The 23,402-nt window shown below is 50.6% G+C and carries 24 protein-coding genes and 1 tRNA gene; 13 read left to right on the forward strand and 12 right to left on the reverse strand.

Going from position 1 to position 23,402, the window contains the following annotated elements; genetic code table 11:
- Nucleotides 1-34: 34 nt before the first annotated feature.
- Entirely contained in the window at nucleotides 35-466 is a 432-nt protein-coding gene (locus tag CFREI_RS00695; protein WP_027011652.1) for an Ohr family peroxiredoxin, read from the forward strand.
- Between the two features lie 131 nt (nucleotides 467-597).
- On the opposite strand, the gene CFREI_RS00700 is transcribed toward CFREI_RS00695, so the two are convergent.
- From CFREI_RS00700 to CFREI_RS00730, 7 genes are all read right to left on the reverse strand, one after another.
- Nucleotides 598-1,287 carry a DUF7822 domain-containing protein gene (locus CFREI_RS00700; protein ID WP_169719122.1) on the reverse strand — a complete coding sequence of 230 codons (690 nt, stop codon included), beginning with the start codon at nucleotides 1,285-1,287 and terminating at the stop codon, nucleotides 598-600.
- 484 nt (nucleotides 1,288-1,771) lie between these two features.
- Entirely contained in the window at nucleotides 1,772-2,098 is a 327-nt protein-coding gene (locus CFREI_RS00705) for a Na+/H+ antiporter subunit G (RefSeq protein WP_027011654.1), read from the reverse strand.
- Nucleotides 2,099-2,100: 2 nt separating this feature from the next.
- Complete coding sequence (locus CFREI_RS00710) at nucleotides 2,101-2,370, reverse strand: cation:proton antiporter (protein ID WP_027011655.1); 270 nt, start codon at nucleotides 2,368-2,370, stop codon at nucleotides 2,101-2,103.
- A complete protein-coding gene (locus CFREI_RS00715) occupies nucleotides 2,367-2,846 on the reverse strand; it encodes a monovalent cation/H+ antiporter subunit E (RefSeq protein WP_084170633.1) in 480 nt (159 codons plus the stop codon). Before CFREI_RS00715 ends, CFREI_RS00710 begins: the two co-directional genes overlap by 4 nt.
- The gene (locus tag CFREI_RS00720; protein WP_027011656.1) at nucleotides 2,843-4,345 is read right to left on the reverse strand and encodes a monovalent cation/H+ antiporter subunit D family protein; all 1,503 of its coding nucleotides are present in this window, start codon (nucleotides 4,343-4,345) and stop codon (nucleotides 2,843-2,845) included. The genes CFREI_RS00715 and CFREI_RS00720 overlap by 4 nt, the downstream gene beginning before the upstream one ends.
- Nucleotides 4,346-4,801 carry a sodium:proton antiporter gene (locus CFREI_RS00725; RefSeq protein WP_051255763.1) on the reverse strand — a complete coding sequence of 152 codons (456 nt, stop codon included), beginning with the start codon at nucleotides 4,799-4,801 and terminating at the stop codon, nucleotides 4,346-4,348.
- Nucleotides 4,798-7,689 (reverse strand): DUF4040 family protein, encoded by a 2,892-nt coding sequence (locus CFREI_RS00730; RefSeq protein ID WP_027011657.1) that lies wholly within the window; start codon nucleotides 7,687-7,689, stop codon nucleotides 4,798-4,800. Before CFREI_RS00730 ends, CFREI_RS00725 begins: the two co-directional genes overlap by 4 nt.
- A gap of 108 nt (nucleotides 7,690-7,797) precedes the next feature.
- On the opposite strand from CFREI_RS00730, the gene CFREI_RS00735 reads away from it, so the two are divergent.
- Genes CFREI_RS00735 through CFREI_RS00745 form a run of 3 tightly spaced genes read left to right on the forward strand, consistent with a single transcriptional unit; the run spans nucleotide 7,798 to nucleotide 11,969 of the window.
- The gene (locus tag CFREI_RS00735; RefSeq protein WP_169719123.1) at nucleotides 7,798-9,225 is read left to right on the forward strand and encodes a hypothetical protein; all 1,428 of its coding nucleotides are present in this window, start codon (nucleotides 7,798-7,800) and stop codon (nucleotides 9,223-9,225) included.
- Nucleotides 9,226-9,264: 39 nt separating this feature from the next.
- A complete protein-coding gene (locus CFREI_RS00740) occupies nucleotides 9,265-10,656 on the forward strand; it encodes an AAA family ATPase (protein ID WP_051255765.1) in 1,392 nt (463 codons plus the stop codon).
- A 2-nt stretch (nucleotides 10,657-10,658) separates the two neighbouring features.
- Nucleotides 10,659-11,969 (forward strand): tetratricopeptide repeat protein, encoded by a 1,311-nt coding sequence (locus CFREI_RS00745; protein ID WP_156907682.1) that lies wholly within the window; start codon nucleotides 10,659-10,661, stop codon nucleotides 11,967-11,969.
- 130 nt (nucleotides 11,970-12,099) lie between these two features.
- Here the strand turns inward: CFREI_RS00745 and CFREI_RS00750 are convergent.
- Nucleotides 12,100-12,173: transfer RNA gene (locus CFREI_RS00750), tRNA-Pro, on the reverse strand.
- 68 nt (nucleotides 12,174-12,241) lie between these two features.
- A complete protein-coding gene (locus CFREI_RS00755; protein ID WP_051255766.1) occupies nucleotides 12,242-13,144 on the reverse strand; it encodes a metallophosphoesterase in 903 nt (300 codons plus the stop codon).
- A 32-nt stretch (nucleotides 13,145-13,176) separates the two neighbouring features.
- Between CFREI_RS00755 and CFREI_RS00760 the strand changes: the two genes are divergently transcribed.
- The gene (locus CFREI_RS00760) at nucleotides 13,177-13,629 is read left to right on the forward strand and encodes a GatB/YqeY domain-containing protein (protein WP_027011660.1); all 453 of its coding nucleotides are present in this window, start codon (nucleotides 13,177-13,179) and stop codon (nucleotides 13,627-13,629) included.
- Here CFREI_RS00760 and CFREI_RS00765 read toward each other — a convergent pair.
- The gene (locus CFREI_RS00765) at nucleotides 13,618-15,975 is read right to left on the reverse strand and encodes a transglycosylase domain-containing protein (RefSeq protein ID WP_027011661.1); all 2,358 of its coding nucleotides are present in this window, start codon (nucleotides 15,973-15,975) and stop codon (nucleotides 13,618-13,620) included. The two genes, CFREI_RS00760 and CFREI_RS00765, sit on opposite strands and share 12 nt — an antisense overlap.
- Before the next feature lie 137 nt (nucleotides 15,976-16,112).
- Here CFREI_RS00765 and CFREI_RS00770 point away from each other — a divergent pair, with 137 nt between their 5' ends.
- Genes CFREI_RS00770 through CFREI_RS00785 form a run of 4 tightly spaced genes read left to right on the forward strand, consistent with a single transcriptional unit; the run spans nucleotide 16,113 to nucleotide 17,942 of the window.
- Nucleotides 16,113-16,472 (forward strand): WhiB family transcriptional regulator, encoded by a 360-nt coding sequence (locus CFREI_RS00770; RefSeq protein ID WP_027011662.1) that lies wholly within the window; start codon nucleotides 16,113-16,115, stop codon nucleotides 16,470-16,472.
- 15 nt (nucleotides 16,473-16,487) lie between these two features.
- Nucleotides 16,488-16,643, forward strand: a complete 156-nt coding sequence (gene sp36, locus CFREI_RS00775) for a Sp36 family protein (protein ID WP_156907683.1) — start codon at nucleotides 16,488-16,490, stop codon at nucleotides 16,641-16,643.
- The gene (locus CFREI_RS00780; RefSeq protein ID WP_027011663.1) at nucleotides 16,640-17,089 is read left to right on the forward strand and encodes a RidA family protein; all 450 of its coding nucleotides are present in this window, start codon (nucleotides 16,640-16,642) and stop codon (nucleotides 17,087-17,089) included. Before sp36 ends, CFREI_RS00780 begins: the two co-directional genes overlap by 4 nt.
- Before the next feature lie 37 nt (nucleotides 17,090-17,126).
- The gene (locus CFREI_RS00785) at nucleotides 17,127-17,942 is read left to right on the forward strand and encodes an MBL fold metallo-hydrolase (RefSeq protein ID WP_027011664.1); all 816 of its coding nucleotides are present in this window, start codon (nucleotides 17,127-17,129) and stop codon (nucleotides 17,940-17,942) included.
- Nucleotides 17,943-18,047: 105 nt separating this feature from the next.
- On the opposite strand, the gene glxR is transcribed toward CFREI_RS00785, so the two are convergent.
- The gene (gene glxR / locus CFREI_RS00790; protein ID WP_027011665.1) at nucleotides 18,048-18,731 is read right to left on the reverse strand and encodes a CRP-like cAMP-activated global transcriptional regulator GlxR; all 684 of its coding nucleotides are present in this window, start codon (nucleotides 18,729-18,731) and stop codon (nucleotides 18,048-18,050) included.
- A gap of 608 nt (nucleotides 18,732-19,339) precedes the next feature.
- Here glxR and nth point away from each other — a divergent pair.
- The 4 genes from nth to CFREI_RS00810 are packed head-to-tail and all read left to right on the forward strand — an operon-like array spanning nucleotide 19,340 to nucleotide 22,546.
- On the forward strand, nucleotides 19,340-20,104 hold the full coding sequence (gene nth, locus CFREI_RS00795; protein ID WP_027011666.1) for an endonuclease III: 765 nt from the start codon (nucleotides 19,340-19,342) through the stop codon (nucleotides 20,102-20,104).
- Nucleotides 20,088-20,642, forward strand: a complete 555-nt coding sequence (locus CFREI_RS00800; RefSeq protein ID WP_027011667.1) for a TlpA family protein disulfide reductase — start codon at nucleotides 20,088-20,090, stop codon at nucleotides 20,640-20,642. The genes nth and CFREI_RS00800 overlap by 17 nt, the downstream gene beginning before the upstream one ends.
- Nucleotides 20,639-21,364 carry an NUDIX hydrolase gene (locus CFREI_RS00805; RefSeq protein WP_027011668.1) on the forward strand — a complete coding sequence of 242 codons (726 nt, stop codon included), beginning with the start codon at nucleotides 20,639-20,641 and terminating at the stop codon, nucleotides 21,362-21,364. Before CFREI_RS00800 ends, CFREI_RS00805 begins: the two co-directional genes overlap by 4 nt.
- Nucleotides 21,365-22,546, forward strand: a complete 1,182-nt coding sequence (locus CFREI_RS00810; protein WP_027011669.1) for a MarP family serine protease — start codon at nucleotides 21,365-21,367, stop codon at nucleotides 22,544-22,546.
- A gap of 19 nt (nucleotides 22,547-22,565) precedes the next feature.
- On the opposite strand, the gene CFREI_RS00815 is transcribed toward CFREI_RS00810, so the two are convergent.
- On the reverse strand, nucleotides 22,566-23,393 hold the full coding sequence (locus CFREI_RS00815; RefSeq protein ID WP_169719124.1) for an alpha/beta fold hydrolase: 828 nt from the start codon (nucleotides 23,391-23,393) through the stop codon (nucleotides 22,566-22,568).
- Nucleotides 23,394-23,402: the final 9 nt, after the last annotated feature.

Here is a 23,402-nt window from a genome sequence, read left to right on the forward strand (position 1 = left end):
GATACAGTAAATATCTCGAAAGGATATCTGAAAAATGGCAGAAACACTCTACACCGCAACGGTTACCTCAACTGGCGGAGGCCGCGATGGTCATGCAGCTTCCCCGGCTGGCGACTTTGCACTTGACGTCCGCCCACCAAAAGAACTTGGTGGCTCCGGAAATGCAGCTAACCCAGAACTCCTATTCTCCGCAGCTTGGTCGACCTGCTTTAACGGTGCGCTCCAGCTCATTATGAAAAACGAAGGTGTAGACGTGGCCAAATTCCAGCCATCCGTCACCGCCGAAACTTCGCTGAACCGTGACCCCAGTGGCGTCGGTTTCCGTCTCTCCGGGAAAATCACCGTAGAGTTCGAAAACCAGGATGAACTTGCAAACGCTGCGGAACTCGTCGCCAAAGCACACGAATTCTGCCCATACTCCAAAGCCGTACGTGGCGAATTCGATGCTGAAGCCGTACTCGGCTAAAACCCCAAGGGGGTAACCTCCTTATACCCTGCAAACCCCAAACCTATGCCGTGACCCAAAGCAAACACAACACCTAGGTTTGGGGTTTGCCTTGGGGTTTAACTTCTAAAATGCGGAAATCCGCCGATTCCCTATGCCACAGTAAAATCGCAAACTGGACTCGCAACGCCAAAATTTGAAAACCCGAAATCCTTGAGTTGTTCAGCCTTAGAATAATCTCGCTGGAATTGCGCATAGTCTGCGGCTAAAAACGCAAAGTATTCCTGGTCGGTCATTGCATCAAAGTCAGGGATCACAAAATCCTGCTCACTAGGGGATCGCGGATTTTCATCCTTGTAGGTACTCGTATCAGGCTGTGCATGTGCTTGAGATTCCGTGCTAAAAATTTGATCCATGCGAATAACCGCTTTTTTCGGTGCGTGAATTACTTCCAGGCATAGTCGCCTGGTTGCTTGCTCAAGGTCTGTGCAAAGCATCGAATGAACTTCCGCGGATTCCAGAACAAAATATTCGCTGTTTGTAATGTCACCCCTTTGAATCGCCTCTTGTACCTGCTTAACTAATGTTTTCAGTTCTGCCATAGGCATCACCTGAACTTGCTGGTTTCGCTGAACACATTGCTCCAAAAAATCCAAGACTGCCGTCAGTCCAGACTGGAAATCGCCCCGGATAGCGATGTTCTTCTGATTGGCCCCTTGAAAAAGCTTTGAAGTTATTTGCTTGGTCTTACTACTGCAAAGCAATTGGAACAAGAGCGGAATTTGATAGGGGCAGCTCGCAATTATCCGATAGTGGTGTTGCCCCTGATCTAGTTTTTCCACGGCAAAGATATAGCAATTATTCGACATAGCAGCATGGTAACAAGTTGCCTAGTCAGCGTTTATTTTTGGTTGTACGCTATTTTTGATACAAAAGTGGTAAGTTTTTTTAAAAGTCCTCCATTTTGTACCAGTTGGGTTTTTCTGACCTGGGGTTTCTTAGAGGTGGTGGTACAAAAAAGGCAAGTTTTAAAAAAACTTGCCACTTTTGTGTCAATCCCCAGGTCAGCTCTGGTTTCCTGCTCTGCGTAAAAGCGTGTTTGTGTATCGCCCGGATGTAACGCGTTTATTTTGCCAAGATTTAGGTAGACCTCGTGCGGGGATGTCAACTTTTGCAGTTTTGTGCAGTGTGTTTCGTCTGGACATCTGATACTTCTGTGGGATGTTGCCAGTTTCGAACCACCTGGGGTTTTGCGCGTGACCCCATAGGTACCAAAGGTCCCAGGAGGAACAAGCGTCCCCGGCAAGCCCTCATAGCAACCCGCAGTTATTGCTTCTCCGCCACTTGCTTGTCTTCAACTCCTACACCGTAGATTGAGCGGCCGAGATAGAAGCTGGATACGCTGGCTACAATGAGCATTCCGGCGATGGAGAGGATGGCGCGGACGAGGTTATTGGGGTCGAATCCGGTGGCAGACCAATCGTGGATGAGGTGGGCGATCAGGATGAGGGGAATTGCGACTCCGGTGGTGGGGCCCATGATGTTTGCCCTGGTCAGGGCGTCTGGGGCGCGCCACATGGCGAGGGCTGTCAGGGCTACAAGGGCTGTGGAAAAGATGGCGATGAGTGCCACGATAATTTCGCTCAATGACATGGTTATCGACGCCCCTTTGAAAGTATGCGGCCCACGGAGACTGTGGAGATAAGGCCGAGAAGTCCTGCGAGTAATGCGACTTCGTAGGTAATTGATGTGGGGTTGAGTAGGGCCCATAGGAGGAATACAAAAGCCATGGTGTAGAAAACCATGTCGGCAAGGACGGCACGGCTGGTGTCTTTTTGTATGAACATAAGCAATACCAGGTTGGCCAGTAGGGAGATTCCCGCAACAGCAATGCAAATGGAAATAATAATGGTGAAAAGACTCATTGGTGTTCCTCCGGATAGTCCCGAATGTCCACTGTGGTGGGGTGGGGGTCGGTACTTACTGGTCCGTAGTTTGTGTCGGAGTGTCCAGCTACGAATGTGGAGCGTAGGGGGTTTCCGGCACCTTGGCCAGGTGCGCCGTGATCGATACCTGCGACATGTGGTGCAAGGCGTTCCTCCATGTCGGTGAGTCCGGCGAGGACTTCGGAGGGATCGGCACCGTAGACGGCTTGTACTAAAAGGACTCGTGGATCGCCTTCGCGAACGGGATTGCGGAATCCAAGGGAAAGGGTTCCTGGGGTCATGGTGACAGAAGTAGAGAACATGGCGAGTTCCCTATCAGTGGTTACGCGAAGGGGATAAGCAACGATTACGGGGCAGAATCGGGTTTGTCGGCGTAACACATCGCGGCAAATGACCATGGCACCTACAAAGACTTGGGTGAGTAACCAGGTGGTGTATTTCAATGCATGGATCATCGCGGAACTCCTATCGCATCGGAAGCATTGCCTAGGACGGCGGTGGTGTAGGCCGGGACGTCGAGAAGCCCTTGAGCGGCAGAAAGGGTGGTATCAACCAGAGGGCCAGCACCGAAGAACATTGCAACGCTGAGCAGGGCCATTACCGCGCCTGGCAAACCTAGCCACAAAGGAACCACAAGATTCGGGGGCAGGTCCGTCATGGGTTTACCCCAGAACACCAGTCGCCAAAGTCGCAGCATAGAAAGCAAAGCACCAAAGCTAGCAACCACAATCACGGCCATTACTAGCCATGATTGCCATGAAGCCTCGCGGGCAACGGCCAAGACAATAAAAATCTTTCCCCATAGGCCAGAAAACGGCGGGAAGCCAACAACGGAAAATGAACCCATAACAAAAACTGCGGCAATTAAAGGGTCGCGGCGTGCTAGGCCGGAAAGCTTGGCCAGGCGGCCGGTGCCGTAGGTTTCTTCGATAGAGCCGGCGCACAAGACGAGTGAACCGACCGTAATCATATGGTGCAGCATATAGAAAATACCTGCCGCGAGCGCTCGCAGCGGATCCGCACTTAAGAACGCCAAAACTATCAGGATAAATGGCATACCATTGACCATTTGGTAGGCGATTACGCGGCGCATGGTGTGCTCGCCTAAACCAGCGAACCCTCCAACAAGCATGGAGAGGATCATAATCACCATAATTAGCGTGGCCCAGCGGGAATCCATATCAAAAATCACTACATAGATACGGAACAAGGCATATACCGCAACTTTGGTGTGCAAGCCTGAAAACAAGCCCATAACAGCTGCGGAAGTCCCCGGATATGTTCGAGGTAGCCAAGTGTGCATAGGAAATACACCGGCTTTTACGGAAAGGGCAATAACTACTAAGCCCATTGCAACGGTGACTGGACCATTCCCGGCAGCTGCCCCCGCCAATGCCGCAATATTGACCGTGCCGATAATGCCGTACACCATTGCCACACCAATAAGCAGCACAGTGGAAGTGGTCAAATTAACCAAAACAAATGTGCGCCCACCTGCTAAACGTGACCAAGTTCCAGTCATAGCAATCAGACCGTACGAGGGCAGCAGCATGACTTCAATAAATACGAACAGGTTAAATAGGTCAGCGGTTAACAGTGCTCCATTGACGCCGGCGACCAACATCAAGGCCAGGGCTGGGTAAAAACGCGCTCGAGTTTCCCCAGCCAATGAAGCAAACCAGTTTGCGGCTACCGCAACAATACTGGTGGTAGTGATCATAATGGCAGAAAATGGGTCTGCCGCAAAAGGAATGGAAACCCCACCAGGGAAAAGACCAACATTATGGGCGATAGTTCCTGTGGTGGTTTCTTGGAAGAGTGCTACCCCGCCAAGAATCCCCAGTATAGGAATAAAGAAATGCAAGGCATCACGGAATATCCGCCAGGGGGCAATGACCGAAATTGCGGAAGCCGCCAAGGGAACCGCCACAAATAAGGGGAGTAGTGCGTTCATTTAATGGGCCCCTTCTTCCTTGCTGGAGGCTTCCAGGTTTTCCATACTGGAGGCGGAGTTGCGCTCAATGACGCGCTCCGAGCGGAATGATGAATGATCAAGTTGTTGGGCTCCACGGCCACGGGTTTCTAAGGGGGACAGTTCGTCGGGGTCTTCCCAACTTCGGGTATCGTCGGAGCGGCCGAGTGCCGCCAACGCAAGCATAAACGCAGTGGTTGCCATAGTGATTACAATGGCGGTAAGCACAAAGGCTTGAGGGAGTGGATCAGCAGCTTCATCAAGAGGGGTTCCCTGGAATGGTTGTGTACGCCAAGCGCCAATACCTGCAGTAAGAATAATTAAATTTGCCGCATGGCTAATTAGCCCCATACCCAATACAATGCGGACCATTCCGCGTTGCATAATGCAGTACACGCCACCCCCCATAAGAATGGCAATTGTTAATGCAATGATCACTGCTGTTCCTTTCCGCTGGCAGTGGAGAGATCCCACGTTGCGGAGCGTGCTTCGGGCCAATCCGGGTCAGAGTCTTCAGAAATTTCAACGGCAGGATGGGCTTCGAGTGGATGATCCCCACCACGCTTAAATGGCAGTAGTTCTTTATCGGTGCCTGGTCGGAGATAACCACCGAGATCGTTTACAGCTACTGTGAGCATGCCAAGCACAGCAAGGAAAACACCAACATCGAAAATCATTGAAGTTGTGAAATGTTCACCGAAGATATAGCCGTGAATTGGGGCGAGGAATGAATGATGGAAATAGCCTAAGAATCCTGCGGTAATGGCTGTAAGTACGCCGAGTCCGGTGAGATAGTAGGGAGTATTAGTTCGAACTACTTGTTCATCACGGCCGCGGGAAAGATAGAAGAGCATAAATGCCCCACCAGCTACTAGTGCGGCAATAAAACCACCGCCGGGGTCATTGTGGCCGCGCATAAAGATTAGAAAACTTAGAATGCCCAGTATTGGAATGAGTTGCCGAACCAGTACTTTCATTGGGATGGCATTGAGTTGCGAAGCGCCAAATGGTGCTGGGTGGGTGCCTTTATGGAAAGGGTGCCGGGGAATACTGCCAACTACGGCGGCTATCACTACGCCTGCCATGCCAAGGACCGCAAGTTCGCCCAAAGTATCCAGCGCGCGGAATTCCACCAAAATGGTATTTACAATATTGGCCCCACCGGAAATTTCGGGTGCTTGCGTGAGATACCACATTGCGATTTCCGGGCGCTCATGCCGGCCGAGGAGTTCCCAAACAGCGGCAAACGTGGCAATGCCAGTGAGAATTGCAAATATTCCGGCGGAAAGTGCGCGGCGCGGGGCAACCGTATGAAAATTGGTGGGCTGCTGGCGAATCACCATCATCATAATGATAACTACCAGGATTTCTACCAAGAATTGCGTGAGTGCCACGTCGGGTGCGCCAAGCACGAGGATTTGTAGGGTAACGCCGACACCTGCTGTCCCTAGGAGAATAACGCCATTGAGTCGACTTCGTACCCGAATAAGCCCAAAGACACTACCGGCAATAATAAGAAGCGGAAGAATATCAATAGGACGGTCGGTGTTTGGTACGCGTGGTGCCGGAGAAACACCGTCGATACCTGGGAATAGCAGGGTTGTATATGCAAGGAGCAGAATGACAATAAGTGGGTAGGTCAGGTGCCGCGATGGGCTATAGGAATCCGCCATTCGGCCTGCAAATTCGCCCCATCGTTTCGCGGCGTCGGTGACACGCTCCAAGAGTGAGTTTCCGCTAAATGGCAGGAGTTCGCGGCCGTCGATAAGCGGCAGCAGACTGTGGCGCGCAAATACCGCAGCGGCCCCCACAGCCATTACCACCAGCGATACAATAAGCGGTACCGTTACCCCGTGCCACAATCCAAAATGCACATGCGTATCGACGATCGCGTCCACCGGCGCATCCAAAAAGCCCACTGCAAACGCCAATGGCAACGATAAAACACCCGGCAAACCTGCAGGCAGCCACAAGAGCACTGGTGCCTCTTTTACATGTGACATATCCCGAGGCCCATCTACAAATGCCCCTAGCACCAGCCGGGCCGAATAACTCAATGTAAACAATGCGCCAATACCAGCGGCGATCATTAACAAGATGACGCCAGTGCTGCCAAACGGAGCATGTAAAAACGCCTCCAACATGCTTTCTTTTGAGATAAAGCCCAATGTTGGTGGAATGGCGGCCATTGATAATGCGCCGATAGCCACACAACCAAATGTCCAAGGCATGCGGCTATACAGCTTGCCCAATCGGCGAACATCACGCGATCCTGCCTGATGATCAATTACACCGATCAGCATAAATAAACTTGACTTAAACAATGCATGTGCAAGCGTATGAATCAACGCTGCAGCTAGCGCAAATGGAGTACCAATGCCGATAGTGGCAACAATCCATCCGAGTTGACTCACAGTCGAATATGCAGTGAGCTTTTTAAGATCCGTCTTTTGAATAGCAAAAAACGCAGCCATAATCGCGGTGGACATGCCCGTAATAATCAGCAGCAAATTCCATACATAGTTATCATGAAAAACCGCCGAAAACCGCAAGAGCAGATAAATGCCAGCCTTTACCACCGCCGCAGCGTGCAAAAAAGCACTCACTGGTGTAGCCGCAGCCATTGCCTCCGGTAACCAAAAATGAAACGGCAATTGCGCAGCCTTAGTAAATGCAGAAACAGCAATTAAAATGGCAAGTGCAGTGGTGAGGGCGGGCTTCTCCGCCCAAAACGATGCCCCCAAAATCTCATGCAAATTCGTAGTACCAGCCTGGGTTGCCATAATCGTAATAGCAACCAGCAATGTTAGACCGCCGGTAAATGTCAGAATAAGCGTGCGCATTGCTCCGGCTTGACCGCCCGAACCTGACCGAGCAATCAATAGAAACGACGCTATAGAGACAAGCTCCCAGGCAATAAACAATAAGACGACGTCATCGGACAACATAAGTAAAAGCACCGAAAACATAAAGGCCGTCATAATCACATAGAACGAACCGTTTTTGTCATTATTATGTAAATACGATGCAGAATAAATAAAAACAATAGCGCCGATACATAATGCTAGAAGTGCAAAAAACACACCCAAGCCATCACCTAAAAGTGCGAAATCAACCGAATCTGAGGGGGAAAGGAAGTTGGGCGCCCAAGGATATCGCACCTGTATATTAGCCCCATGTTTAACGACCTCATTGGCTAAAATCCCCGCAGTGACAAAATAAAGAACACCTAATGGCCAGCCAGAACGTCGGTCCATAATCTTTACGGCGACAGGGGACAGCGCACATGCCACTGCTGCAAGGATAAGCACAATTATGAGGGTCACGGAGACATCACACCTGAGTTCAGTGGGAACAAAAATATGTATACAGGTTACCAGCCTAAAACGGTGCGCCTCGCCCCAACCCCGCAGCTACACTATACTTTTGTATTCATGCGCAGCCGTATACGTCCACTCATACTTATATTAATCTTGCTAATTCCCATAATAATTGGAGTTGCTTGGACACTATCGGATCCAAGTCCAGCACAAACAGCGCACAGCGAAAATTCAGAAGAACCTGTAACTACCGCTGCACAAGAGCAACAAGACTTAATAGCCACTCGTCGCGCGGCTGGAGAAGCAACAACCCAAGCCGGATTTCTTGTCACTGGCACAACCGAACTAGCAAATGGTTCCCAATTGCTTAATGACGCTACGGGGCAATTGAACGATGGTGCGAAACAAGCAGTGAACGGATCCCAGCAACTCGCCGATGGCATGGTGCAATTGCAATCAGCAACCGGGGAATTAGGTGCTGGTGCCAACCAATTAGCCGACGGCGTGCAACAGGCGGTCGAGCAAATTCAAGGTTTGGCCGCGATGCAGGGCCAAATCATGACCTTTATTGATGAGGCAGATAAAGAACTTGGAAAATACCCCGGCCAAGATGCGAAAGAAATGCGTGCGAAACTTGGGGATTTACGCACTCAAGTAAATAACTTCAAATTCGATGGTGAAACCGCTGATAAACTCAACCAACTTCGTTCTGGGTCACGCGAACTTGCAGATCAGTTGGGGAAACCAGGTAGTCCATTTCATGATGGGGTATTTACCGCCACGGATGCATCAAAGCAACTAGCCGCCGGATTGCGAGAACTTGGCGATGGTGCCAACCAGCTCAACGGTGCTACCGGAGAACTGAAAGCTGGTGCGGACCGGATTAAAGGGATGGCAGACCAAAACAAAACAAAAGTTCAAGCGATTCAACAAACGATCCCAACTGGCGTAGCGGCAGCTGGGAATACAGAGCAAACACCACAACCAGCAGCGACCGGAGGTATAGGAAGCGTAGGACTGGTGATCGGAATTTTCGTTATGATGGCTGCTTCCGCACTTTGGCTTGTAGCGAAACCAAATAGCGGAATTTGGACCCCGCTTCTAGCAGTGGCAAGTATTGCAGTTATCGGCGTGATTCTACTGGTGGCTTTTGGTAGCAGCGGAACGAGGCTAGCGGCTCAATGTGTGGTTCTTGCACTTGCTGCAAGTGCTGGTGCTTTCCTTGGGCGTGCCATGCTTTCATTGTTTGGGCAAAAGATTGGTCGAGGTGTGCTGCTCGCCTCCATACTGATTCAGACGGCAGTCGTTGCACTCATGCTAGGTACAGAAAGTATCGTGATTGCATTCTTTCCGTTGTTCTACACAATGCGAGGTCTACTGGCGAATCCAGGGATAGAACTGATTATGTCCTGCCTTGTATTGGCGATGTTCTCTCTCGCGGGCATGACTGTAGTGCGCTTTATGGGGCGAAAGCCTAAAACTGAAAAGCAAGAAAATGAAACAGATATAGCAGAGGAAGAACCAGTTGAAGTATTAGCATAAAAAGCTTTTGCACTTATAGGGGTTCGGTATGTTAAAGGTATGAATGAGGCTGCAATCACGGCGTTGCGCAACGCGCTACAAGTAAATACCGACCCCCAACTGCGTCTCACATTGGCGGAATTACTCATTGCGGATGGCAGGTACTCTGAAGCTATTGCCGAAGCGGCTGAAGTGCTCGCAGAACGTCCTGGGGACGAACGGGCAACTGCTCTGCTCACCAAAGCGGCCTCACATATTTCCGGAGACACTGAAGGTTCCGAAGTTTCACCAATGGAGCCTGAAGTCTTTCAGGCGGCAGATTTAGAAACCGCAGGTGTTGGCGAAACGGGGGCGGTTGAGACGCCGGAAACGGCAACAGAAAGTGAGTATGATTGGGGGTCTGCCGAAGAAGATGTGCGCGATGTTGAAGTAGTAGCATTTAATGCCGCGTTGGCCAATGCAGGGGATTTTTGGGAGCCCGCCAACGATGTGGTGACATTCGACGATGTTGGTGGTTTGGAGCATGTAAAACGGCGACTCAACGAATCGTTTATTCAACCAATGGAAAACGCGACGATCGCCAAAGTCTTTGGTAAAAAACTGCGTGGTGGGCTGCTATTGTATGGGCCGCCAGGTTGCGGTAAAACCTTTATTGCCCGTGCGGTAGCTGGGCAAATGGGTGCTGCTTTTAAGTCTGTGGTGATTACTGACGTGCTCAGTGCCTACCGAGGTGAAACCGAACATAATATCCACGCGATCTTTGAGGATGTGCGGAATTCCGGGATACCTACCGTGATTTTCCTCGACGAAATCGACGCGTTGGCGGTTAAACGTTCCACTCTTTCGGGTGGTGCTTCATGGCTGCGATCCAGTGTGAACCAACTACTTTTAGAAATGGACTCCATCCAGGCTGAAAACTCGCAACTCTACGTCCTGGCGGCAAGTAATTTGCCGTGGGATATCGATAGTGCGTTCCTTCGGCCGGGGCGTTTGGATCGTACCGTGCTTGTCACCCCGCCAGATGCAGAAGCGCGCCGCGCAATCCTCACCCGGAAAGTATCTGAGCTACCCACCAGAAGCCTTAATATTGACCAGTTGGTAAACCATACCGAACGGTTTTCTGGCGCAGACCTTGACCATTTGTGCACAAGCGCTGCGGAAAAAGCAATGACTGATTCAATCCGCGCCGAGTCCGTTATTCCAATCACCATGAACCATTTTGGTGCCGCCCTTCAAGAAGTGCGTCCCTCGACTGGGGAATGGGTTGACAATGCTCGCAATGTTGTCCGGTACGCAAATAAATCTGGCAAATACGACGACTTAGAGCAATTCATACGCGAGTACGATGGTTTGCCAAACAGCGGAGTTTTGCGGGGCAAACCTTCCGGTGGCCGCGGCGGTGGGCTTTCTGATGGAAAGGGGCAAGCTGAGCGCCGAGGCTGGTGGAGGTAAATTTGGATGCACAAGAAAAAATCAATCGAGCGTATAGGTTGGCAGAAATCGGGCAATATGAGCGAGCCGAACGCATTATTCAAGAAACAGCAGAAGAGTGCAGTAGTGATATTCGGTGGATATATCTAACGGGCATCCTAGCTGAGCAAAAAGGTGATTTGGAGGTAGCTCGAGAACACTATGAGCAAGTAATCGCTTTAAATCCACTAATTTCGGAACCATACCGAGCGCTCGCAAAACTGGCGATAAAAGATGGAGTGCTAGAAAAAGCAGGCGACTACTTGAGCATTGCCGTAGAGCATGAGCCAGAAAAAGCCGTGAATCATTTTATGGTTGCGTATCTTGCAGTGAAATACGATGCGCTGCCACCATGGGGTGAGGAAGCATTGGCTCGAGCAGAAAAACTGGGGTACGACCCAGCTGCCTTGGCCTATGTGAAAGCCGTTATGCGGATGAAAAAGGGCGATGAAGAAGGCGGAAAGCGCATAGTCTATGCCGCGTTAGAAGAGGCACCCGAAGATCCCAATCTGCAATATCTGGCCAGCCTTTTTGAATATGCATATGACGGAGATGCTGGTGTATTAGAAGGGTTAGTTTTCCAAAACCCGAACTACAGGCCAGGCACGATACTGTTAGTGCAAAAATATGAAAACCGATTGGTTTCAAACCGTTGGTGGATCGTTGTCCTCCTATTAGCTTCAGGGTTTGTGGGAGCGCAAAACCTTACGATCGCCCTTGCTGGAGTTTTCGTTGGTCTTATTTGTGCTGGTCTAGTGTTGCGCTGGAACCTTGCAAACGCACGCAATATTATCGGTGACTTCGCACACCAGGACTATATGCGTGAGCATAGGAATGTGAACATTGGTTTCGGTTTGGCAATCCTCGGAGCCATGCTGCCAATGCTTTATCCCTTGATGCCGCAAGCATGGATTGCATTAGGTGTCGCTGCCGCAATATTCACATTGCTTGGGTACCTCATTATGGAGGTTTCTATGCTGCGAAACTACGACTCAGAAGAACGTGACCTCATGCTAACTAAACAACTACGCGAATATCGAAATTATCGGTTTGCGCTGATTGGTGGTGGGGTGATTGCGGGTGTGAATAAGCTTGCTGAAACCTTCCCCGGCGAGGCATTTCATACAGTGCTTGTGGCAGTAGCTGCGTCTTTATTCTTGTCCTCTCTGATAGTGCTGGTAAAAGGCTTTCAAGAACGTGTTCGAACTACAAAAGTATTTGCCTCATTCTTTATGTTCTTATTTTTTACGTACTTAAGTGCGATATTTGGGGCGCTAGCGTTTATCCAGGTGTAGGACCTTGTGGGGTGCAACTGGCTTGGGTTTATTATTTTTAATAATCGCATCTTGGTTAGGTGCCCCAAATAGGAATATCCCCTCCATTTTGCCGACCTAGGGCGGAGTTTTGTGGAGAGGATTTGCGTTGTCGGGATAACAGGATTTGAACCTGCGACCTCTTCGTCCCGAACGAAGCGCGCTACCAAACTGCGCCATATCCCGTGGTACAAGTCAAGCTCATTCCTCGGTTTACTATAGTGGCTTGCTGGATCATCCAACAAAACTCGTGCTTATGGGCGTTCTACGATTCGGATCAGGGTTGCTGAGGGTGGGCAGAAAACGCGGAATGGTACGTACTTGGAATTACCTAAACCATTTGTTACGTGCATCCACATATTGCCGAACTTATGTAGGCCTTTGGCACGGCCGCGGTCGATTCCGCAATTGGTCACAATGGTGTGTCCACCAGGCAGGCAGATCTGCCCGCCGTGGGTATGACCGTGAAGGCTGAGTTGGTATCCATCGGTTTCAAATCTTTGAAGAATATGTGGTTCGGGGGAGTGCGAGAGTCCGATGGTGAGGTCGGCGTCTTGGTTTGGTGGGCCTGCAATAGTTTCGTAGTGGTCGAGCCTGTGGTGGGGGTCGTCTACTCCAGCGATTGCGAGGCGAACACCAGCGGTTTTAAATTCGATGCGTTTGTGGGTAGCGTCATGCCAGCCGTGTTCGATAAAGGCCGCGCGCATGCTTTTCCAGGGGAGTGCTTCGTCACTGACTTTTCGCTTTTTGCCTAGTAGATATCCGAAAGGATTGACTGGTCTGGGGCCAAAGTAATCATTTGAGCCGAAGACGAAGACACCGGGACGCCGTAGGAGTGGGTCGAGGGCGCGAAGTACGTGGGGGACGGCGTGGGCGTCGCCAAGATTATCGCCGGTATTGACTACAAGGTGGGGGTTGAGGGAATCCAGGGCGGAAACCCAGGCAATTTTCCGATTTTGATTGGGCAGCATATGGAGGTCTGAAATATGGAGGATTCGGAATTCTTTGCGCCCGTCGAGGGTGCCGGGGGCGAGCAGCGGGACCTCTACTTGGTGGAGTTTGAAATTGTAAATTTCACTATGGGCCCAAGCTGCAGTTGCGCCGCCGAGGGCGGTAAGACCGCCGAAAATACTGAAAATTTTTGCAGGTGTTCGCACAGCTTATGAGCGTACATGTATCGTCGCAAAGTATGAGTGAGTTAAAGGAACAGATTCGAAAAGACCTGACTGCAGCCATGAAAGCACGCGATAAAGAGCGCGTTGCAGTGTTGCGAATGCTCCAATCGAGTATTGTTTACGCCGAACGCGAGGGCGAATTGCACGAGGCAGACAATGCAGAGGTGCAGAAGGTCATTGCGCGTGAAATTAAAAAACGTTGCGAGTCCGCAACAATTTATGCTGAAGCGGGCCGCGCCGAATTAGCAGCTGCCGAAACCACCGAGGCAGATATCCTTGCAGAATACCTACCAAAACAACTTGACGACGCCGCGCTCAACCAACTCGTAGCAAAGGCTATCGCCGAAACTGGTGCTACCGGTATGCAGGACATGGGGAAAGTAATGAAGGCGGCCAGTGCAGCGGCCGCCGGTCAAGCAGATGGAAAACGTATCTCCGAGGCTGTAAAGGCGCAATTACAAGCGTGATGCCTCATCAATGAGTTGCTGGATTACATCAGAAATCTCATTGACTGCATTATCAATGTCCTGCTGGTTGGGCTGTGGCGGCCCACCGGTACCATCGGAAACCTGCAGCGTAACTTTTTTGGATCCTTGTAGCATTGAACCATCTGGGACTACGGCAATTACTCTGCCGCTGGGGACCCCATTACCAGGAACTTTTGTCGTGGCAACAGAATATCCGTCTTGTTCTAGACGTTTCCGAGCGGCAGATTCCGTAAGTCCGGTAACTGAAGGCAGTGCGGCTGCCGCTAATCCTTGGGTGTAGCGGTCGTCAATAGGCGCTAGGTTTCCTTCGTAGGCGGCGGGGGTCGCCGATGCTACCGAAAGCCATGTGCGTGCGGTCTCCATGCCGCCATATAGATCACCATGGCCGCATTGTCGCAGCGGTGAAGTGCACAAAGGTGTGATATTCGTGCCGTCGTTATACGCATAGGCAGCGGCGGCAAACGTTGAGTTATAGCCAAGAAACGCACTGGACTGGTGTGACTCCGTTGTTCCAGTTTTAGCTGCTGTGGGAATGCCCCAACCAAAGGCGCTTGCCGCCGGGGCTGCAGTGCCGGTCTTGGTGTCATCGCTTAAAGCAAGCGAAAGTGCATTTGCAATTTCTGGTGACACCGCTTCCTCACATTCTGGGCGCTCAATAGGAACTTCATTGCCGGTGCGATCTACGATTCGATCAACCGGGTTTGGTTCGCACCACCGGCCATGGGAAGCAAGTGTGGCCGCAACATTGGATAGTTCAAGAGGATTAATTGCAGTAGGGCCCAAAGTATAGGAACCAAGGTTATTGTCCCGCATATACCCAGCAATGGAGTTTTCACCATCAAAACTCCCCTCATCCTCATAGGATCGAAGCCCTAGCTTTACAGACATATCTACAACGTCCTTTACGCCGACCTCCTCGATCAGCTTGACGAATGTTGTATTTGGCGATTGGGCCAGTGCTTCTTTCAAGGTCATCGTGGGTTTATAAGCACCAGAATTCTCCACACAGTATGTACCAGCTGGACAGTTCTTTGCCCCACCAGAGCCCAATCCACGAGCTTCATACCGAGGCGGAACCGCCAAGGGGGTTTCCACCCCAAGGCCCTTCTCCAAAGCGACAGCAGCGGTAAAAATCTTAAATACCGAACCTGCACCATTGCCTACACGAGTGGATGTTTGCGGCAATACGGTTTCACCTGCTTCAAGATTCAACCCATAGTTGCGCGAAGAAGTCATGGCAAGGATTTTGCGGGAATCCTGGCCAGGTTCCACCACATTCATGACATTTGCGACGCCAACGGCCATGGGGTCTGCCTGATTCACTACCGCCTGGTGGGCGGCATCTTGGATATCGGGGTCCAATGTGGTGTAGACCGTATAGCCGCCTTTGCTAAGGTCATCGACCGAAATGCCCTTGCCGGCCAAGTATTGGATTACATAATCGCAGAAAAAGCCACGATCGCCCGCTGCAATACAACCATTGGGGAGAGTTTTTGGTTGCTCCAGAACACCAAGTGGTTCTTGTTGATACTTTTCCGCATCGGCCTGAGTGAGTACCCCCGTTCGGACCATAGTGTCAAGTACTGTATTGCGGCGTTCTGTCACCCCTTCAGGATTGGTATAAGGATTTAAAAACGATGAAGACTGAACAATACCTGCCAGCATTGCAGCCTGAGGAACATTTAATTCCGAAGCTGGTATATCAAAATAAGTACGAGCTGCGGCTTCTACACCGAATGCACCATTGCCAAAAGGCACAATATTAAGATAGCGGGCGAGAATTTCATCTTTGCTGAGAATCTTCTCAAGATCCGAAGCCATCTTCATTTCTCGCAATTTGCGCGCATAGCTTGTTTCTGTGGCAGCAATTTGTTCGGCTTCAGTTTTGGCGTTTACCAACAATAGATAATTCTTTACATATTGTTGATCTAATGTTGACGCGCCTTGTTCAACTGAACCGGAGAACAAATTTGTGAGCGTAGCGCGAATAGTGCCTTGCCAATCAACCCCATCATGCTCATAAAAGCGATGATCTTCGATGCTGACAATGGCTTGCTTCATCGGCTCCGAAATCTGTTCACTCGGTACCTCAAAGCGACGCTGTGTATAAAGCCAGGCCATAGGCTGTTCATGGGCATCCAAGATGGTAGTAACTGTGGGAGTAGTACCATCTGTGAGATCCGCCAGATTTGATTCCATGGCTTCTTGAGTTCTGGTAAGAACCACACTAGAAACTCCCGCGAGAGGAGTCATTGAAAGGGCTCCGATGATACTCATTGCAATAGTTACAATAAGTATTCTTCCGACAGATTGAAGCTTGGTCACGCCTTTACCCTACGTTGAGTTTGGTTATATGGGGAAGTACTAAACTCCCCCCGCAATGTGATAAGTTCGACAAATTCTAGGTCCTGTGAATAAACTTACAGCATAATAGAAGTTTTAGCAGGTAGGAGGCTCACCTTATGACCACTTCATTGGTCCGAGATCGTCGCCGAAATCCCTACTTTTCGGGGAACAATAGAGATACTGCGGTAGAAAGCCGCACAAAAACTCGCGGTGATTGGGTGTCGCTTGCTAAGTGTCGTGATGGTGACCCTGACGCACTATTTGTCCGTGGGGCAGCCCAACGAAGTGCCGCAGTGATTTGCCGCCATTGTCCAGTACTACAGGAATGTCGCGCTGATGCATTAGATAACCGAGTGGAATTCGGGGTGTGGGGTGGATTAACGGAGCGGCAACGACGTGCACTACTAAGAAAAAACCCTCATGTAACTAATTGGGCCGAATACCTTTCATCAGGGGGTGAACTGATCGGCATCTAGCGATACAGTGGACCCATGACAAAATGGGAATATGCGACAGTTCCACTGCTTACGCATGCAACAAAGCAAATATTAGATACCTGGGGTGAGGATGGTTGGGAGTTGGTGTCTGTGCTCCCCGGTCCGAATCCTGAAAACCACGTTGCCTATCTGAAGCGGGAAAAGCTGTGAACAGACTAGAAAAATTGGGGCTTCAGCTTCCGGCTGTGGCGGCACCAGTGGCCGCATACGTTCCCGCCGTTCGAGTTGGTAACCAAGTGTGGACTTCGGGACAGCTGCCATTTGTTGATGGAAAACTGCCTGCAGTAGGCAAAGTTGGGGACAAGATAACTGTGGAACAAGCCGCAGAATATGCACAGATTGCGGTTATGAATGCTTTTGCTGCAGTTCATGCGCTTGTAGGAATTGAAAACGTAACCCGCGTGTTAAAGGTCACAGGCTATGTGGCTTCAGCTGAGGGCTTTATCAATCAACCTGCAGTTCTTAACGGTGCTTCGAATGCAATCGGAGACATTTTCGGAGCAGCTGGAGCTCATGCAAGGTCTGCGGTTGGTGTGGCTGAGCTGCCATTAGGTTCCCCCGTAGAGGTAGAAGTCATAGTAGAAATTGCCGACTAATAGTCGGATATGACTCTTGGGGTCTAAACTAACAATCATGGAGCATCCTGCTTACAGCCAATTGCGTCAAGTGACGCCATCAGCGGCCGTCGTACTATGTCCAAATCCGGGCTACGCTTCACTCGAAGGAACAAACTCCTGGGTGATTCGAGCCCCAGGAGATCCAAATAGCATTGTTATTGACCCCGGCCCTGAAGATGAAGGGCATCTAAATGTGCTTAATGCTCGGGCGGATAAAGTAGAACTTATTTTGCTTACGCATCGGCATTATGACCATGCTGACTCGGCAACTCGGTTCCGCCAGCTCACAGGAGCCCCAGTTCGAGGCTGGCACACAGCCTATTGTAGAGGCGCTGACAAACTCGAAGATGGAGAAATAATTCAGCTTGAGGGCGTAACACCTCAGATTGAAGTGGTACATACTCCAGGACATACTGCGGATTCGGTGTGTTTCTTTATTTGGAGTGGCGAAGTTGGTAACTCCGAACTTGAGGGCATTGTCACCGGTGATACGATTGCTGGCCGCCACACCACTATGATTTCTGAAACAGATGGTGATTTAGGGCAGTACCTGGAAACACTCACTATGTTGGAGAAGCGCGGCAAGGACGTGACGTTATTGCCCGCGCATGGGCCAGACCATCCCGATCTTTCCGTATTGGCACGAAAGTACATTGATCGGCGTGAACAGCGTTTACAGCAAGTAAAAGAAGCACGGAAAAAGCTCGGGAAAGACGCGAAGCTAAAAGATATTGTCGATGAGATTTACACGGATGTAGATCCAGTTTTGCGTGGTGCCGCTGAGCAATCAACTCGAGTGACCGTTCGATACCTTGAAGAGCACGGAGAATAATTCCGCGAATACATTCGAAAAGGCGCCCGGTGAGAAGATTATTTCATCTTCCTAGGGGCGCCTTTGTACTTAGAAGCTAGTTATATAAAACGCATGTGATGTGTTTTAGCGTGCTCGGCGTGCTAAGTGTTCGGTATCAACGATAAGAACAGACTTGCCTTCAAGTCGAATCCAACCACGGTGTGCGAAAGTAGCCAGCGCCTTATTGACCGTTTCTCGAGAAGCTCCTACCAATTGCGCGATTTCCTCCTGAGTGAGATCGTGGTTCACGCGCAAAGCGCCACCCTCCTGTGTACCAAACCGGTTGGCAAGTTGTAATAGTGTCTTGGCCACACGACCGGGAACGTCGGTAAAAATAAGGTCTGCAAGGGAGGCGTTGGTTCGGCGCAGCCTGCGGGCAAGAACTCGTAACAGTTGTTCGGAAATCTCTGGATGATCGGCAATCCATTTACGCAGCATTTCGGAATTCATTGTTGCTGCTTGAACTTCGGTCACGCATACTGCTGAAGATGTGCGTGGTCCGGGGTCGAAGATGGAGAGTTCACCAAACATATCCGATGGCCCCATAACGGTAAGAAGGTTTTCGCGGCCATCGGTAGAGTGGCGGGCGAGCTTTACTTTGCCAGCGGTGATGATATAGAGGCGGTCGCCAGGCTCACCTTCTTCAAAAATGGTGGTTCCGCGTGGGAATCTGACTGTTTCCAAATCTTGGATTAAATTGCTGACGGCAACAGGATCAACGCCCTGAAAGATTCCGGCGCGGGACAGGATTTCCTGTACGGCATCCACTCGTATTTCTCCTTAAACGGATCACTAAGATGACGACTCAATATGACCGGTTCTTCGCGACCTGTTCGGCATGAGTTGAATATGCGCGCTTCGCCGGTGGGTAGGTCCCCCAACAGAAGAACCTTTACTTAGATCACACTCTACTATGCGGTTCGTCACTCTGGGTATTAAACCGTGTTCATTGTCGCAGATATAGCCCGGTTAATGTGCTATGAAGTGGTGTTGGAAAACCCAAAGACGCGGCTTGTACAGGTGAAAGCTGGATCGTATCAGGTTATTAAACCGTTATAAAAGAAAAGCGGTAGAATCCAGAGGTTTTCGTGTTCAGATCGCCCATATATGCGAAACGGTGTGAGGCGATGGCATCAAGATGTAGGTGGGTGTGCCACACCCAGAACCATTCAGGTGGGTTTCTGGGTGTTTGTTTTGCGGGTTTTGCCCTTTATTACACTTCGACAGGAACTTCTTGAGGCTTGCGGGTGCAGTAGGACTCAAAACGTTCCATTTGGATGGCGAATACGGCGAACAATACTGGGGCAAGAAGTGAAAGAGCTGCTGTCATAGTGCTAATCCTAGACTGAGTTGAGGGAGCTATTACAGTTACGAATATGACAAAGCGTGAAAAATCACAGGAAGAATCTAGGCTTGCAAAGGTTCGGCGAGCGCGTCGAATCAACCGCAAGCTCGCAATTGGATTTTCAAATGCGCATTGTGAGCTGGATTTTTCAAACGCTTTGGAGCTTACTGTCGCAACGGTGCTGAGTGCACAATGCACGGATGTGCGGGTAAACCAAGTTACTCCAGCGTTGTTTGATCGTTACCAAACTGCTGCAGATTATGCCTTTGCTAATCCGGAAGAACTTGAAGAATATATACGTCCGACGGGTTTCTATCGTGCCAAAGCTAGGAACCTGATAGGGATGGGCAAAATACTGGAATCAGAGTTCAATGGGGAAGTGCCACCACGATTGGCGGATTTAGTGCGATTACCCGGTGTGGGCAGAAAAACGGCGAATGTAGTGCTTGGGAATGCTTTTAATATTCCAGGGTTGACTGTGGATACCCATTTTGGGCGAATTGTTCGGCGGCTAGGACTATCTGCACATGAAGATCCGCTTAAGGTTGAAGAGGACATTGCATCGTTGATTGAGCGCAAAGAATGGACAATGTTTTCTCACCGGGTGATTTTTCTTGGACGTCGTATTTGCCACAGTAGAAAAGCTGCGTGTGGAGCGTGTTTTATTGCTCGTGAATGCCCGAGTTTCGGCTACGCTGGTCCCGCGGACCCCGTGACGGCTGCAAAGCTGGTAAAAGGGGATGACCGTGAGTTTTTATTGGAATTAGCTGGAGTGGAACATGGCTCAGAGCGCTAAGTGGTCTGTCATTGGCGCTATCGTACTGACTATTTGCATACTTGCCGCTGTCCCGATAATGCTGCGCACGGTAAACCGAAGCGAGGATGGGACGGAGGCGAAGGGGTCGTCGACAAGCGTTGAGGAACGGCCAGATTGTATTGGGCAGATTCCGGTGGACCTCCCGTGTTTGGGAGGGGTGGAAAAACCAGCACCACAAAAGGTGACAGTGGTAAATGTATGGGCCTGGTGGTGTGAACCGTGCCGCGAAGAACTGCCCGTTATCCAAGAGTTCGCAAACTTGCATCCGGAGTACCATGTTGTTGGTGTGCATGCCGATGCTCAGGCCGCTAATGGCGCTGCAATGTTGAATGATCTGGGCATTGATATGCCTTCATATCAAGACAGCAATGGAACTTTCGCGGGTACCCTCGGGTTACCGGGGGTGGTGCCTGTTACTGTGATACTTCAGGAGGATGGAACCACCGCCGCAGTAGAGGCGAAAGTGTTTAAAGATGTTCGTGAGCTCGAGCGCGCAGTGGAGGAGTCCCTACAATGACCGACATCCCCGGCCACAATACTGACCTGCGCCCAGAGAAGGCACCCGTGTGGATGCGTCGTCTTGTTGATACCGTCCATTCCGGCAGATTGCATACAACCCTCACAAAGCAGCAACGTGGACATACCCCTGCAGATCGCAGCCGCCAAGCAGCGGTATTGGTGCTTTTTGCGGGCACTGAAACTTCCGCAACATTGCCTAACGACGCCGCGGTTCTGCTTACGCATCGTTCACCTTCGCTGCGTTCTCACTCCGGCCAAGTGGCGTTTCCTGGCGGTCGGTTGGATGCTTCAGACACTAATCCAGTTGACTGTGCATTGCGGGAAGCTTGGGAAGAAACCGGGCTGGACCGACGTAGTGTCACCCCACTGGCACAACTAGATGAAGTGCATATTCGCGCAACGGGATATCCGGTATACCCAATTGTGGGGCATTGGCATACTCGCACTCCAGTAGGAGTAGTGCGGCCAGAAGAAGCCGACGAAGTATTCGACGTCCCAGTATTGAGTCTTATTGATCCGAAAAACCGTTTTATGGTTGGATGGGGCAATTGGACTGGGCCAGCATTCCGGATCAACGACTATGTGATCTGGGGTTTTACTGGAGGATTGCTTTCGGCGGCGTTGCATCAGGCAGGCTGGGAAGAGCCCTGGGATAAAAAGACCGTGCACAATCTTCAGGAGACGTTGGCAGCATCACGAAACAACGAGAGGACAGTGTAAATGATTGTTGATATTGCAATCTTCCTCTTTGTGATTTTTGCCCTGATCAGCGGATGGCGACAAGGTGCCCTTACTTCAGTGCTGAGCACCGTTGGAGTCATTGCGGGTCTAATTATTGGTGCGTCTATAGCACCTTTTGCTATGGGCTACACCACACATACCGCGCTTCGATTCTTATTGGCCATTGGCATCATGATTTTCTTCCTTGGCATAGGAAATATGGTCGGTGGAATCGCGGGCAGCGCATTACGTAATGGGATGCCACTGAAAAGTTTTCAGCGAGTAGATTCTGCGGTTGGATCAGTCTTTCAAGCATTTGCCACTCTTGTTGTTGTATGGCTATTGGCAATACCGTTAGCCACTAGCGTTCCTGAGCGCATGTCTGCTGAAATTCGCAGTTCAAAGGCATTGAGCTTTGTTGATGGCTTTATGCCAACCTTCCTGGATAATGTGCCAGCCCGCATTGCGGCCATGTTAAGCGAATCTGGTTTGCCGCCGCTGATCTCCCCGTTCTACCAACCAAACGGTGTGGAAGTGGAAGCACCAGACATCCAAGTGCAAGATGTAGCATTGGTAGAACGCCTTCGGCCAAGTGTGATCCATGTAATGTCAGACGCTACGCAATGTAGCCGCCGATTAATGGGTTCGGGGTTTGTGATCGATAAGGATTATGTAATTACCAATGCCCATGTAGTTGCAGGTGCAGATACAGTACGTCTGGATACCGTTATTGGTGTACGCTCCGCTGAAGTTGTCTTTTTTGACCCCGCAGAAGATATTGCAGTGTTGCGAAGCCCCGATCTAGGGCTTAATTCGTTGCAGTGGGCTTCAGAACCCGCCAAAACTGGCCAAGACAGCATTGTGATGGGTTTCCCGCAATCCGGGCCGTTTGAGGCGGCCCCTGCACGCGTCCGTGAAGAAATAACAGTAAATGGCCCAAATATTTATGCCAGTGGTATGACACAGCGGCAAGCCTATACGGTTCGTGGAAGTATTAGACAGGGAAACTCTGGTGGCCCAATGGTTGATCTGGAAGGTCAGGTCCTAGGGGTAGTATTCGGCGCTGCAATCGATGACACTGATACTGGTTATGTACTTACAAGCGCTGAAGTACAGCAGAAAATTGGACCACTGCAAAAACTCACATCAGCTGTGGATACCCAAACATGCGTGGCTAAGTAAAAGTCTTTACGATCTGGGGTTATAAGGATTCGACACTGGTTATATATCGTTGGATGACCTCAACAAATTCGTTGGGGTTTTCCAAATGCGGAAGCTGCGTTGTCTCAGGGAATGCGCCTGGGATCTGTAAGGACGAAAGTTCACCCAAAGTTCGAGTTGCGGCGCGGCGTACAAGGTGTTTCCAGCGCGGCTGGTTATTGTGCAAAATAAGCGCGGGTGCTGTTGCTCGGGCGGAAAACCAAGTGCTTGGCACCCACGTGTAGGCGAGGCGGGAGGTTTTAAGAATAATTCCTTTGGCCTTGTCTTGGTGCTGTGCGTAATTGCAAAGGTACTGATAGTTCTGGACGCGCTGGTTATAGTCAGGATCTTGGGATGGAAATGTTTCTTTTGTAAAAGGCTGCCTCAGTATTTGCTCGGCGGGCCAGCGCGCAAGTTCTGAAGTATAGAGCCAGGGACGAGCCGCGATAGCGCGGCGAAGATCCGTTGGGTGGATGGCATTGATACTGATTAGCGCGCGTACTCGGTGGGGTTGGGCTGCGGCGAGTGTCCAGGCAATGGCGCCTCCGGTGCCATTGCCAATCAACACGGCATCAGTGTGTCCGAGTGCTCGTAATGTACCTGAAATATCGCCGACTGCATGGCGAATTTCATAGCCAGAGGGAGGGCGATCTGAGAGCCCATATCCGCGTAAGGATACTGCGCATGCGCGGTAGCCAGCGTCTGCAAGTAGTGGCAGTACATGTTGGAATTCAAACCACCCGCTAGTGTTCCCGTGAAGGAGGATAATTAGTGGTGAAATCGGGTCACCAGCAATGGCGGCGTGCAAGCGAAGGCCCCTGGTATGCACGAATGTGTG

The organism is Corynebacterium freiburgense (genome assembly GCF_030408815.1).
In the GTDB taxonomy this organism is placed as follows: domain Bacteria; phylum Actinomycetota; class Actinomycetes; order Mycobacteriales; family Mycobacteriaceae; genus Corynebacterium; species Corynebacterium freiburgense.

What these genes read in the sequence shown, in the direction of transcription:
- CFREI_RS00785 (WP_027011664.1), top strand. Translation starts at nt 17,127, where the DNA reads ATGGAGCATCCTGCTTACAGCCAATTGCGTCAAGTGACGCCATCAGCG.
- CFREI_RS00720 (WP_027011656.1), bottom strand. Translation starts at nt 4,345, where the DNA reads ATGAACGCACTACTCCCCTTATTTGTGGCGGTTCCCTTGGCGGCTTCC.
- CFREI_RS00810 (WP_027011669.1), top strand. Translation starts at nt 21,365, where the DNA reads ATGATTGTTGATATTGCAATCTTCCTCTTTGTGATTTTTGCCCTGATC.
- CFREI_RS00715 (WP_084170633.1), bottom strand. Translation starts at nt 2,846, where the DNA reads ATGATCCATGCATTGAAATACACCACCTGGTTACTCACCCAAGTCTTT.
- CFREI_RS00740 (WP_051255765.1), top strand. Translation starts at nt 9,265, where the DNA reads ATGAATGAGGCTGCAATCACGGCGTTGCGCAACGCGCTACAAGTAAAT.
- CFREI_RS00805 (WP_027011668.1), top strand. Translation starts at nt 20,639, where the DNA reads ATGACCGACATCCCCGGCCACAATACTGACCTGCGCCCAGAGAAGGCA.
- sp36 (WP_156907683.1), top strand. Translation starts at nt 16,488, where the DNA reads ATGACAAAATGGGAATATGCGACAGTTCCACTGCTTACGCATGCAACA.
- nth (WP_027011666.1), top strand. Translation starts at nt 19,340, where the DNA reads ATGACAAAGCGTGAAAAATCACAGGAAGAATCTAGGCTTGCAAAGGTT.
- CFREI_RS00770 (WP_027011662.1), top strand. Translation starts at nt 16,113, where the DNA reads ATGACCACTTCATTGGTCCGAGATCGTCGCCGAAATCCCTACTTTTCG.
- CFREI_RS00695 (WP_027011652.1), top strand. Translation starts at nt 35, where the DNA reads ATGGCAGAAACACTCTACACCGCAACGGTTACCTCAACTGGCGGAGGC.
- CFREI_RS00705 (WP_027011654.1), bottom strand. Translation starts at nt 2,098, where the DNA reads ATGTCATTGAGCGAAATTATCGTGGCACTCATCGCCATCTTTTCCACA.
- CFREI_RS00735 (WP_169719123.1), top strand. Translation starts at nt 7,798, where the DNA reads ATGCGCAGCCGTATACGTCCACTCATACTTATATTAATCTTGCTAATT.
- CFREI_RS00760 (WP_027011660.1), top strand. Translation starts at nt 13,177, where the DNA reads ATGAGTGAGTTAAAGGAACAGATTCGAAAAGACCTGACTGCAGCCATG.
- CFREI_RS00710 (WP_027011655.1), bottom strand. Translation starts at nt 2,370, where the DNA reads ATGAGTCTTTTCACCATTATTATTTCCATTTGCATTGCTGTTGCGGGA.
- CFREI_RS00800 (WP_027011667.1), top strand. Translation starts at nt 20,088, where the DNA reads ATGGCTCAGAGCGCTAAGTGGTCTGTCATTGGCGCTATCGTACTGACT.